9 protein-coding genes are annotated in these 12,671 nt (G+C 66.7%); 2 read left to right on the top strand and 7 right to left on the bottom strand.

Annotated elements, in window-relative coordinates; translation table 11 throughout:
- Nucleotides 1-39: 39 nt before the first annotated feature.
- Nucleotides 40-603: a peroxiredoxin gene (locus B0G62_RS28265; protein ID WP_103707477.1), complete on the bottom strand. Its 564-nt coding sequence runs from the start codon at nt 601-603 to the stop codon at nt 40-42.
- 130 nt (nt 604-733) lie between these two features.
- Nucleotides 734-2,104 (bottom strand): EAL and HDOD domain-containing protein, encoded by a 1,371-nt coding sequence (locus B0G62_RS28260; protein WP_103707476.1) that lies wholly within the window; start codon nt 2,102-2,104, stop codon nt 734-736.
- Between the two features lie 443 nt (nt 2,105-2,547).
- Here B0G62_RS28260 and B0G62_RS28255 point away from each other — a divergent pair, with 443 nt between their 5' ends.
- Entirely contained in the window at nt 2,548-4,536 is a 1,989-nt protein-coding gene (locus tag B0G62_RS28255; protein ID WP_103707475.1) for a putative bifunctional diguanylate cyclase/phosphodiesterase, read from the top strand.
- Between the two features lie 48 nt (nt 4,537-4,584).
- A complete protein-coding gene (locus B0G62_RS28250; protein ID WP_103707519.1) occupies nt 4,585-6,027 on the top strand; it encodes an HDOD domain-containing protein in 1,443 nt (480 codons plus the stop codon).
- Nucleotides 6,028-6,082: 55 nt separating this feature from the next.
- Here B0G62_RS28250 and B0G62_RS28245 read toward each other — a convergent pair whose 3' ends face one another.
- The 5 genes from B0G62_RS28245 to astD form a co-directional block, all read right to left on the bottom strand.
- Entirely contained in the window at nt 6,083-7,390 is a 1,308-nt protein-coding gene (locus tag B0G62_RS28245; RefSeq protein WP_103707474.1) for an EAL and HDOD domain-containing protein, read from the bottom strand.
- Nucleotides 7,391-7,772: 382 nt separating this feature from the next.
- Entirely contained in the window at nt 7,773-8,573 is an 801-nt protein-coding gene (locus tag B0G62_RS28240) for an ABC transporter substrate-binding protein (RefSeq protein ID WP_103707473.1), read from the bottom strand.
- A 219-nt stretch (nt 8,574-8,792) separates the two neighbouring features.
- Nucleotides 8,793-9,836 carry a succinylglutamate desuccinylase gene (gene astE / locus B0G62_RS28235; RefSeq protein WP_103707472.1) on the bottom strand — a complete coding sequence of 348 codons (1,044 nt, stop codon included), beginning with the start codon at nt 9,834-9,836 and terminating at the stop codon, nt 8,793-8,795.
- A complete protein-coding gene (gene astB, locus B0G62_RS28230; RefSeq protein WP_103707471.1) occupies nt 9,820-11,184 on the bottom strand; it encodes an N-succinylarginine dihydrolase in 1,365 nt (454 codons plus the stop codon). The genes astE and astB overlap by 17 nt, the downstream gene beginning before the upstream one ends.
- A 9-nt stretch (nt 11,185-11,193) precedes the next feature.
- Nucleotides 11,194-12,657: a succinylglutamate-semialdehyde dehydrogenase gene (gene astD / locus B0G62_RS28225; protein ID WP_103707470.1), complete on the bottom strand. Its 1,464-nt coding sequence runs from the start codon at nt 12,655-12,657 to the stop codon at nt 11,194-11,196.
- Nucleotides 12,658-12,671 lie beyond the last annotated feature (14 nt).

Raw genomic sequence — 12,671 nt, 5'->3', positions numbered from 1 at the left:
GCCGGTATCGTGTTGATATCGCGCCGGATTGCTGCGCGATTACTGCTGCGGATGCTGCGCGGTCCACTCCTTCACCGCGCGCAGGGTGTTTTCGACGTGCTGGTCGGGCGAGAGGCTCGTGTATTCGTAGATGACCTTGCCGTCCGGTGCGATCACGTAGGAAACGCGGTTGGCCATCGACGCATGCAGCGGCATCGACGCGTCGTAGGACTTGATGATCTTCGAGTCCTCGTCGGCGGCCACGGGGAACTTGCTGCGGCACTCGCTCACCGAGAATTTCGTGAGCGTGTCGATGTTGTCGTGCGACACGCCGATCACGGTTGCGCCGTACTTCTTGTACTCGTCGACGGCTTCGGCGAACTCATGCGCCTCGATCGTGCAGCCTTTCGTGAAGGCGGCCGGATAGAAGTACACCACCACCGGGCCTTTCTTGAGCTCGGAGGCGAGCGAATAGGTGTAGGTCTTGCCGCCCAGCGACGCCTGGGTCGTGAAGTCGGGCGCCGGATCGCCCGGCTTGAGCGTGGCCTGCGCGCTCAGCGCGAACAGCGAAAGTCCTGCGCACACGAGCGCCGCGGCGGTGGCCGCGAAATACCTCGGTTTCATGTCGGATGTCCTCGTGGTCCTTGAACGGATCGCCGCCTTACACCGCGGCGCTCGCCCCTATTGGACCACACTCGGCCCGCGCGCGCAGAACGTGGCGCGCGCGGGGCCGGACAAGACTTACACGCGACTTTCAACCATCGGCATAGGCGGAGAACCACGCGCTCGCCCACAGGTTCAGCTCGCCGAGCAACGGCGGCGTGAGCGCCTCGAAGCGCCCGCCCGCCTGGGCGACGAGCGATTGCGCGAGCTGGTCGTCGCCCTGCTCGGCGGCTTCGGCCACGCGCAGCAGCATACCGAGTTCGCCGCGCTGGCCATCGACGGCCTCGCTGATCTCGCGCGAAAGCCCGAGGCGCTCCAGCGTATGCGCGGGCGTCGAGCCCACCAGCACGTGCACGAGCGAGAAGATGCCGGTCATGAAGGCGGCATCGGCGAAATCGGCGTCGTTCGGCGCGAGGCTGCGTGCGGCCAGTTCCATGAAGTGCGAGCGCGTGCCCGCGAGCTGCACGAGCGGATCGGAACTCCACGGCAGGTCGCGCCCGCTCGCGTAAAGCAGCAGTTGCGCCCAGCGCGCGATCTGGCGCGTGCCCGCCGCGAGCACGGCTTCGCGCAGCGACGAGATCGGCCGGCCCGGCGCATAAGCGCTCGAATTGACGAGACGCAGCAGTTGCACCACCACGCCCGGATGGCTGCGCAACTCGTGCTCAAGCTCGGCGATGCCGACGTCGCCCGCCACCAGCGCCAGCAGGCGCACGAGCGCGAGGCGCGAGGCACGCACCTTCGGCGCGCGCAGCACCTGCGGGCGCGCGAAGAAGTACCCCTGGAACAGGTCGAAACCCAGCTCGCGCGTGTATTCGAAGTCCTCGCGCGTCTCGACCTTTTCGGCGATCAGCGTCTTGCCCTCGGCGGCGATGGCGGCGGCGAGCGCGGGCAGCGCCTCGCGCCCGGTCTGCATCAGATCGACCTTGACGATGTCCGCGTAGGGCAGCGCGCGGCGCAGGCCGTCGGTCAGGGCGTTCACGTCGTCGAAGGCGATGCGGTAACCGGCGCGGCGCAACTGGGCGAGACGTTCGAGCACTGCCGTATCGAAGCCCACGTGTTCCAGCACTTCGAGCACGAAGCGCTCCGGTGGCAGCAGATGGACGATGTCGTCGAACAGCAGCTCACGGCTCATGTTGACGTAGCCGTGGTGGCGTCCCAGCACGGCGGGCACGCCAAGCTGACCCATCGTGCGCGTCATCACCTGGGCGGTGGCGAGCGCGTCGTCGAAGACGTCGGCGCGGTTCTGGGGGCCACCGCGGAACAGCAGCTCGTAGGCGCTGAGCGCGCCGTTGCGATCGAGGATCGGTTGGCGGCCGAGATAAACGAAGGGGTGCGCCGCAGGATGCACGGCGGGCTGGATAGCGGACTGCGCGGGCACACTGGACTGCGGAGCGCCGGAGTCACGATCGCCTGGCTCGGCCGGGAACTCCGGTCGTGCGGACGCTGACGATGAATCGGACATGGCGAAAAGACTCGGGCGAATAAATTCGGTCTCGAAGACCCGGTGCGCGCGGCCCCCGCTGATGGGTTCCGGTCCCGCGGACCTGATCGGACAATAACCGGTCAAAAATTGACGTACTGGAAAATGGCCGGTCCGGCGTCCCGGTTCGCACGAGGCTGAACCAAAAGACTAACCCAAACTCTTGCGCGCGGGGCGCTGAACATGCATTCTGCATCGCCGGGGACGTCCGACCGGCGCCACTTTAACCGAATCTGGGCGTGCTGGCATCGTACCTCGCGGGGAGTTCGCCATCTGGCCGTTTTTTCTGCACAGCCGCTAAAGATTTTGCTCCCGAGGTCGATATCCTGGTCTGATGGGGCGTGTCATGCCGATGGCCGCACGCCGCGCGACTGACACGAACGACGCATACACGCCGACTAGTACATAGGTTGCCAGCGATACACATGGAAGCGAACAGGATCACCGCGCCCCGCCCGGGCTGGCTGCGCACGGTCATAGACCGCCTGCGGGCACGCACCGGCCGTGGCGGCGCACCCGGCGTCCCGGTTGCAGCGGTGAACGGCGCGCCGCTCGTCCCCGCCGCCTCCGACCTCGCCACCGCCGCATATGGCAATGCGGCCGATACGGGCGCCGCCGCGCCCACGCGGAACCTGCCGGTCCCGCACGCCGACGCCGTGTCGCGCTCGTTCGAGCAGACCGCCGCCGCGGTGGACTTTCTCGTGCACGTGGACCGCAATCTGCGCTTCCTCTACGTCTCCGACGCGAGCCTGCGCTTTGCCGGCTATCACCGCGAGTTCCTGCTCGGCACCACGCTGCACGACCTCGTCGCGCCCGAACATATCGCGCGCCTCGACGCCCTCTTCGTGAGTGCGCTGGAAAGCGGCGGCGTCGAGAAAGCCACGGTCGACCTCATCAAGGCCCTCACCTATCCGATGGCCGTGGAGCTGCGCGTGCAGCGCGCCTCCTACGCCGGCATGGACGGCTTCGCGATTGCGGGCTTCGACGTGTCGGCCTGGCAAGGCGCGCAGGCGCGCCTGACGCATGCGCTGCATCACGATCCGCTCACGGGGCTGCCGAATCAGGCCGCGCTCGCCCCCGCGCTCGAACGCGCCCAGGCCGAAGCGGACGCGCATGGCGTGCCGGTCGCCCTGCTGCTGCTCGACCTCGACGACTATCAACGCGTGAACCGCGCGCTCGGCTACGACGCCGGCGACGAACTGCTGCGCGAGACCGCGCGCCGCCTGAGCCACCTCGCGCTGCAAGGCGAGCTGATCGCGCGCATCGGCAGCGACGAGTTCGCGATTCTGATCACGCCACAACTGCGCGGCGAACCGGGCGACATCCGCGTGGCCGCCGAAGCGCTCGCGCGCCGTCTGCTCACTTCGGTGCTGCAGCCCTACACGTTCCGCGACCAGCCCGTGCATCTGTCGGCGAGCATCGGCATTGCGTTTCATCCGGATCAGCGTGTCCAGGCGATCGCGTCTTCCATCGCCGAAACCGCATCCACCGAGGCGCCCGCAGACGGTCATCCGGACACGACGCCGCTGATCCGTCGCGCCGACCAGGCGTTGCAAACGGCCAAGGCCGCCGGCGGCAACACGTTTATGTTGCATGTACCCGACAACGATCCGACCGACGCGCTGCTGCTCAAGCTCGAGTCCGATCTCTACGACGGCGTGCGCAACGGCGAGTTCTCGCTGCACTTCCAGCCCATCACCAGCAGCGCGACGCGCGGCGTGGTGGGGGTGGAAGCGCTGATCCGCTGGCAACATCCATTGCACGGTCTCGTGCCGCCTTCAACGTTTATTCCGCTTGCGGAATCCGTCGGCCTGATTAATTATCTCGGCAACTGGGTTTTGAAAGCGGCCTGCATGCAATTGACACAATGGGACGAGCAAGGCATCGCCTTGCAGTACATCGCGGTCAACGTATCGCCGCAGCAGTTCCGCAATCCGCGTTTCAAGGACAGCGTACAGGAGGCGATCCAGCTCACCGGGCTCGATCCGCGTCGGCTTGTCTTCGAAATCACCGAAAGCCTGCTGATGCAAGACCCGCAGCATGCAGTGAAACTGCTTGAAGAGCTCACGGGCCTGGGCATCCGCTTTGCCGTGGATGACTTCGGCACCGGCTATTCGAGTCTTGCGTATCTGCAGCGCTTTCCGCTTTCGAAACTGAAGATCGACCGCAGCTTCGTCGAGAATCTGCTCACATCGCGTAACGATCAGGCGATCGTCAACGCCGTTGTGGGCCTTGCGCGCACGCTGGAACTCGAACTCGTCGCCGAAGGCGTCGAGACCGAGGCCCAGCGCGAGCTGCTCACGAAGATGGGCTGCGACCATATCCAGGGATGGCTCGTCTGCAAGGCGTTGCCCTCCGAGGAGCTCTCGCAGCGTTTCGAGTCGCGCACCCTGCACGTGCATCGCGTGCACTGATGCCGACACCGATACACGCAGGGCATTAGCGAAATTGACATGGTTCAGATGGTAAAGGCTGTCCTGCTCGACCGGCTCTGGGCTCGCATGAACGAGCGCGGGGACTTCCCGATGCTGTCGCAATCGCTGCGCACCACGGTCGCCGCCATGACGAACGACGACTACGACTTCAGCGCGCTCGTGAAGGTGGTGCTGTCGGACTTCGCGCTCACGCAGAAGGTCCTGCGTCTCGCCAACTCGGCGATGTACCTGGCGTTCGGCGGCAATATCACCACCGTCACGCGCGCCTTGATGGTGCTCGGCATGGACGCGGTCGGCCATCTCGTGGTGGGGCTGAAGATCGTCGATCACTTCCATCACAGCGCGCCGCGCCGCATCGACGCCAAGCTCGAACTCAACCGCACCATGCTGTCGGGGTTCGTCGCGCGCAAGCTCACCGAACGCGGCGATCTGCGCGCCGGCGAAGAGGCCGTGGTCTGCACGCTGATGCGTCAGGTCGGCAAGCTGCTGGTGGTGTTCTATCTCGAACCCGAATGGGATCAGATCCGCCGCGAATGCGATAACGGCGTGGACGAAGACGATGCCTGCATCGACGTGCTCGGCGTGACCTTTGCCGAGATCGGTCAGGACGCGGCTTCGCGCTGGCGTCTGCCGGAAGCCATCCGCGAAGGCATGGGCGAATTCGACCCGGCGGGCACCGAGCCGCGCCAGGTGCAGTGGCTGCGCGCCATCACCAACTATTCGACCGAAGTGGCGCGCGTGCTGACGACGCCCGGCCTCACCGAAGAGACGCGCGAAGAGCACATCAGCGACCTCGCCCACTTCTACGGCCGCGCGCTCTCGACCGATCCGGAAACGCTCGTGCAGATGAGTCTGGCGCTCGCGCGCGAGGAAGCCGACGACGGCGTGATGCGCGAGATCGTCGAGCTGCGCGCCAACGCCGATGCAATCGCACGCGAAGCGCTCGATCCCGAAGCGCGCATCGCCGCAGGCGTGGAAGATCTGCGCTCGCTGCCGCCGGACAGCTCGCTCAGCACGGCGCTGACGCTCGCCACGGAAACCGTGCTCGCGGGACTCGGCTTCGCGCGCACGGTGGTGTTCGTGCGGCGCGGCGCGAACATGTTCGAGGCGCAGCGCGGCTTCGGCCCGCAGGTGGAAGAAGGTCTGGAAAAGCTGTCGTTCAGCGCGGCGTTCCAGCCCGATGTGTTCCATCTGGCGATCGCGAACTCGGTGGGCATCTTCATCGAAAATGCGCGCGACCCGAAAATGCTCACGCGTCTGCCGGGCTGGTACCGTGCGCGCTTCGACGATACGCGCGCCTTCGTGCTGCTGCCGGTGGCGGTCACGGGCGACGCGCCGGTGGCGCTGGTCTATGGCGACTGGCTGATGAGCCAGGAACCGCGCCGCATTTCGCAGAAGGAAATGAGCGCGCTCAACGGGCTTGCGCACGAGCTGTCGCGCTTCTTCGCGGCGCATCCGGTCAAGGCCTGAATCAAGCAAGGCTTCAGCCATCCGCAGCGGGTGGCGGCACTTACGCCGCGCCCGCTCAATCCTCGATACGTTCGAGCCCTTGCGCTTCCGCGCTGCTGTCGGCCATGCCGGCCCACTCCGCAGCCGTGAGCGCAAGCGCCGCGATCGCGCCCGCGTCGAGCGGAGCAAGCGCCGCACTGGCCATATCGACCGCAGCCCAGTCGCCGCGCTCCAGCGCCTCGATCACGTCGAGCAGACGGCCCAGCACGCCTTCGCGGCGCGAAATGGCCGCGCGGATCGGCTTGGGCAGGCGCAGCACTTCGAGCGCCTCATCGAGCGAGCCGCCGAACACCGCATCGACGAACGAGAACACGCCCACCAGAAACGCGGCGTCCTCTTCGCTCGGGCCCGCCTCCGGCAGGATCGCCGTGGCCAGTTCCATGAAGCGCGCGCGCGTGGCGGCCAGTTGCAGCAGCGGGTCGTCTTCGAGCTTGACCTTGCGGCCATCGGCGTACAGCAGCAGTTGCGTCCAGCGCGCGATGCGGTTGGTGCCGGTCGCGTTGATGGCCTCGCGCAGCGTCGTGACCTTGCGGCCCAGCGCATAGCTGCCCGAATTGGCGAGGCGCATCAAATGCATCACGAGCACGGGATTGAGCTTGAGCTCCGCTTCGAGCTGCATCACCGTGGGCTCCGCGGCGAGCAGTTGCAGCAGGTTCAGCAGCGCCTGACGCGGCGCGCTCGCGCGGCGCAAACCACCCTGATGCTTCGCGAAGTAATACCCCTGGAAGCGGTCGAAGCCCAGCGCATGCGCGTGGTCGTGTGCCTGCGCCGTTTCCACCTTGAGCGCGACCAGAAGCTTGCCCGCCGACTTGAGCACGCTCGCGAACTTCGGCAGCAGCGCGGGCGCGATGTCCTGGGTATCGATCTTGATCGCGTCCACGTAGGGCAGCAGTTTCGCAAACGATTCGTCGGCCTTCGTGACGTTGTCGAGCGCGAAACGATAACGTTTGCCATGCAGCGTGACGAGGCGCGCGATCAGTTCCGGATCGGCGCCGATGCCGACCGGCAATTCGAAGACCACCCTGTCGGCCGGCAAACGCAGCAGCGCGTCGTCGAAGAGCGCTTCGCGCGTCATGTCGAGCCAGGCGGGATGGCCGCTCAGCGCGGCACGCAGAGTCGGCGTGGCGAAAGCCTTGAGCAGCGCGGCCCCGGCGCTCGCGCGCGGGTCCACCTCTCCTTCGACCTCACCCAGCACGACGCGCGGCAGCGTTTCGTACGCGCACAACATGCCGTCGCGATCAAGCATGGGCTGACGCGCGAAATAAACCTGGTAGGGATCGGCCAACTGGCTGCTGGACGGCTGTTCGCCTTCGACGTCCGACATGCCTGGTCGGTCTGCGGCACTGAAGCTCATGGGGTCCCCCGCGAAGCGCCGTGCCTGAAGCGGCGCCAAGGTCGTTTGGTGTCTCTTGCCTGACTCGTTCTGGCCCGCCGCACGCGCGTTTTCGGCTTCGCTTTTTGCAGGAAAACAGGCTGGCGGCAGCCTCTTTCTATTTTGCCAATTCTATCCTGGCAGGTACGTTCGGCATATGAAGCAAACACTCAATTCCACGAAATTCTTCATTGGCCGCGCGCTAAAAATTCCATCGTTACAGACATTTAGCATCGTTACTAAGGATACCGAACCATTCATCCAGTAAAAAATACCGGCCAGCAAAGCCTGGCCGGTATGGGATACGCCGTGTCGCTTCGTCAGCGTCGCGCGCTTACTTCAGCACGACCTTCACGTCGAAGTACTTCGCGGCGATCCTGTCGATCGTGCCGTCGGCCTTCAGGTCCTTGAGCGCGCCGTTGAGCGCGGCCTTCAGCGCCGCGTCGTTCTTGCGCACGCCATAGCCCACGCCTTCGCCGAGCAGCTTCGTGTCGACGACCTGCGGGCCCGCGAACGCGAAGCCCGCGCCCTGCGGCTTGTTCAGGAAGCCCTTCGAGGCGGCTTCGGCGTCCTGGAACGCGGCGTCCAGACGGCCCGACACGAGATCCGCGTAGATCTGGTCCTGGGTCTGGTAAGGCACGACATCGACGCCGGCCGGCGCCCACTTGGCCTTCGCATAGGTTTCCTGGATCGTGCCCTGGAGCACGCCCACGTGCTTGCCCTTGAGCGATTGCGCCGTCGGCAGTAGCGGGCTGCCCTTCTTCGCGATCATCTGGTTGGGGATCGCGTAGATCGGATCGGTGAAGTCGATCGCCTGGCGGCGCTGATCCGTGATGGTCATGTCCGAATTGATGGCGTTGAACTTGCGCGCCTCCAGTGCCGGAATCAGGCCGTCAAACGAGTTTTCCACCCACACGCACTTCACCTTGAGCTTGGCGCAGACGGCGTTGCCCACGTCGATATCGAAGCCTTGCAGCTCGCCGCTCGGCGATTTCGATTCGAACGGCGCATACGACGCCTCGACGCCGAAGCGGACTTCCTTGAGGTCGGCGGCTTGCGCCAGCGTGGCGCCCGCGCCGAAGGTAACGGCCGTGCAGAGCGCGAAAGTGGCCAGCTTGTTCCAGTTCATATTCATCAGTGTCTCTATCCAGTCGAAATACGGTGCGCTCCGTCGATATGCGGGGCGCGGCACAGGATCGCTGCGCCAAAAATGCGGCTCAAACGATCGCACCCTTTCTGATGCGCCGCAGCAACCGCAGGGGCGCGATTGTACCGCGCGCGGCACGCCAGGCCGGCAAATGGGCCTGGTGCGAAGTTGCAATTGGGTGTCGTGGATGCGCAAGTGCGCGGCGGCTCAAACCAGCGCGGCGAGCGTGGCGTCCGTGGTCTCGACCACGAGCAGGCCCGCGCGCAGGCCCGGCTTCACGGTGGGATTCGGGAACACGATGCGCTCTTCGTCGTGCGCGACGACGTAGCGATACGCGCCGTCCTCGGCAAGCACGGTGCCGCGCGCGAACGGCGTGAAGTTCGGCACATCGGCGGCCACGTGCAGCGCAAACGCGTCGCTCTGTTTTGTGATCTGGCCGATCACGGTGAAGACGCGCGGCATCGGCGCGGGCTCCTTCGTTGTGCCCGCAACCAGCCTGCGCACGGCGGCATCGGCATGGGCGAAGCGCGCGAGATCGTTCTCGCCGAACGGACGCACCTTGCCGAGTTCCAGCGTGCAAGCCATCGCGCCACAATGATCGGCGGTAAACGACGAGTACGTCGCGCCCTTCTCCGTGTGGATCAGCACGGCGGCGATGCGCGCATCGGCGAGCCATTCGAACATCGCGCGCGCGGGCGCGGCGCCGGTCGCATTGTCGATATAAGGCAACAGCGCGAACTGCTCGAACGCCGAAGCCCGGATCGCGGTATGCATGTCGAGGTGCCAGCGCGCGCCCGGCGCGGTGGACGCTCCAGCGAAAAAGCGCTGCGCCGCGGCTTCGAGCGCGACGGCGCGCGGCGCTTCGCGGCTTTGCGGCACGCGCGCGTGACGCCCGCCGAAGAGGCGATTGAGATCGTCGTCCTGATAGCGCGTGGCCGCGCGCATCGCGGCCACGTTGCCCAGCACGACAAGCACGCGGCAAGCCAGCGCGAGCCGCCCCGCCGCGATATCGGCGACGATCTTCGAGAGCAGTTCGATCGGCGCGGTCTCGTCGCCATGCACGCCGGCGGAAAGCAAAACGCTGCGCGTCGCCTCGCTGACTTGTGCCGGCTCCAGCAGCAGCACGCCTTCGTCGAGCCACTGCCAGCGCACCGTGCCGCGCGCGCCAAGACCGTGCTCGCCAGCCGCTCGCGTGCCCGCGAGCGTCGCGCCCAGAAAATCGTCCAGCATGACTTCAGCGCTGGAAGTCATAGAGCGAACCCAGGCCGAGAATCTGCGTCAGCTCGTCAAGCGCGGTGCGCGACTCCACCAGCAGCGCCGGATCGGTGAGATCCTGCGGCGCCAGGCGGTCGCGATAGTGCTTTTCGATCCACGCGTCGAGGCGCGCGAACAGCGTGTCGTTCATCCACGCGCCAGGCGCCACGGCCGCGCGCTCGGCTTCGTCGAGCACCACGCGCAGGCGCAGGCAGGCGGGGCCGCCACCGTTCTTCATGCTCTCGCGCAGATCGAACACGAGCACCTCGTCGATCGGGCCGCTCTTCGCGGTGAGATCGTCGAGATACATCGCCACGTGCGGGTTCTCGCGGCATTCCTGCGGCACGACCAGCACCTGCTTGCCGTCCGCGCGGCTGAGCAACTGACTGTTGAACAGATACGAGGAGACGGCGTTCGCCACGCTCACCTGGGCGTCCGGCACCTCGATCACGTTGAACGGCGTGCCGTGCGCACCCAGCTTGCCGCGCAGTTCCTCGTAGACCTTCTGCTGATCGACAAACGCGCGCTCGTGGCAAAAGAGCGTGGTGCGGTTGCCGACGGCGATCACGTCGTTATGGAACACGCCCGCGTCGATCACATCCGGGCTTTGCTGCGCGAACACCACATCGGCCTCGGCGAGGCCGTGGCGCTGCGCCACCGCGCGGCTCGCCTCGAAAGTCTGGCGCGCCGGGAAGCGCTTCGGCTCCGGCCCGCGACGGTATTCGCTGCGGCCATAGACGAAGAACTCCACGCCGCGCGTGCCGTACTCCGCGCAAAAGCGCGTGTGATTGGCCGCGCCTTCGTCGCCGAGCGCGGGCGTGCCCGGCAGCGCGTCGTGCACCACGAAATGCGACGGGTCCGCGAAAATCGCGCCCAGCGTGCGGCGCGTGTACTCGTGCTCGATCGCACGGTGCAGCTTGCTGCACAGATTGGCGGGCGTGAAGTGCACGCGGCGCTCGGGCGTGTCCGCCGAGGGGCTCACGGTCGCTGCATTGGCGGTCCACATCGCCGAGGCGGAGCTGGCCGCCGCGAGCAGTTCGGGCGCGTCCTTCGCGGCGCGCGCGATGGCCTCGCCGTCCTTGCCGCTGAAACCGAGTTCGCGCAGGAGGCGAATCGAAGGCCGCTCCTGCGGCGGCAGCACGCCCTGCGCGAAGCCCAGATCCGCCAGCCGCTTCATCTTGCGCAAGCCCTGCTGCGCGGCGGCGCGCGGGTTGGCGACCGACTTCTCGTTGTTCTGCGAGGCGACGTTGCCGAACGACAGCCCGGCGTAGTTGTGCGTGGGGCCGACGAGGCCGTCGAAATTGGCTTCGAGCGCCGTGGCGGCCAGTTTGGCGGTATTGCTCATCGTCGATCCTCAGAATTGAAGGCCCGGCGAAACGCTCGCGGGCATCTGCAGTTGTGCGCTTTCCACCGAGGCCATCGGCCACGCGCAGTAGTCGGCGGCGTAGAAGGCGCTGGGGCGGTGATTGCCCGAACGGCCCGGCCCGCCGAACGGCGCGCCGCTCGACGCGCCGTTGGTCGGCCGGTTCCAGTTGACGATGCCCGCGCGGATCTCGCGCGAGAAGCGCTGCCAGAGCGCGGCATCGTCGGCGAGCAGGCCCGCCGAGAGGCCATAGGCCGTGTTGTTCGCCTGGGCAATGGCGTCGTCGAAACCGGCATAGCGGATGATCTGCGCGAGCGGACCGAAGTGCTCCTCGTCGGGCAGATCGGCCACGCCCGTCACGTCGAGAATGCCGGGCGTGACGAAGCCGAGCGCCGGGTCGCGCTGCTGCATCGGCAACAGCGCCTTCGCGCCGCGCGCGAGCAGCAGCGTTTGCGCGTCGATCAGCTTCGCCGCGGCGCGCGCGGAGATCACCGCACCCATGAAGGGTTGCGGCTCGGCGTTGTATTCGCCCACGGCAATTCGTGAGGACACCTCGACAAAGCGCTCGATGAAGCGATCGCCAAACGCGCCCGACGGCACCAGGATGCGGCGCGCGCAGGTGCAGCGCTGCCCCGCCGAAAGAAACGCCGACTGGATCGCGTGATGCACGGCGGCGTCGATATCCTCGACCGGCGCGACCACGAGCGGATTGTTGCCGCCCATCTCCAGCGCCAGCACGATCTCGGGACGCCCGCCGAACTGGCGATGCAGCAGCGTGCCGGTGTCCGAGCTGCCGGTGAAGAACAGCCCGTCGATCTGGCGATGGTTCGCGAGCGCAATGCCCGTGTCGCGCTCGCCCTGCACGAGATTGAGCACGCCTGCGGGCAAGCCCGCTTCCTGCCAGATCTCGACCGTTGCGCGCGCAACATCCGGCGCGAGTTCGGACGGCTTGAACACGACCGCATTGCCCGCGATCAGCGCGGGCACGATATGACCGTTGGGCAAGTGACCCGGGAAGTTGTACGGGCCGAACACCGCCACCACGCCGTGCGGACGGTGGCGCAGCACGGCCACGCCGTCGGCCATCTCGCTGCGCTTTTCGCCAGTGCGCTCGCCGTAGGCCGTGATCGAGATCGCGACCTTGGCGGCCATCGACGCGGCTTCGGTGCGGGCTTCCCAGAGCGGCTTGCCGGTCTCGCGGCCGATCGCGCGCGCGAGGTCTTCCTTGCGTTCGTTCACGAGCGCCGCGAAGCGCTTGACGATCTCGCAGCGCGTCTCGAACGGCGTCTGCGCCCACACGGGAAACGCACGGCGCGCGGCGCTCACGGCGCGGTCCACATCCTCGGCGCTCGCGGCGTTACCGCTCCACACGGTTGCGTCGGTGCCGGGGTTGCGCGACGCGAACGCGGGACCGCTTGCCGCGCACCATTGCCCATCGATGAAAAGCTCGTTCATGGTCATCCTTGTTG

The sequence above is a fragment of the Paraburkholderia eburnea genome, from assembly GCF_002917095.1.
Taxonomy (GTDB): Bacteria; Pseudomonadota; Gammaproteobacteria; order Burkholderiales; family Burkholderiaceae; genus Paraburkholderia; species Paraburkholderia eburnea.
The sequence above is the reverse complement of the archived record's forward strand: the minus strand, read 5'-3'. Positions and strand labels throughout refer to the sequence as shown.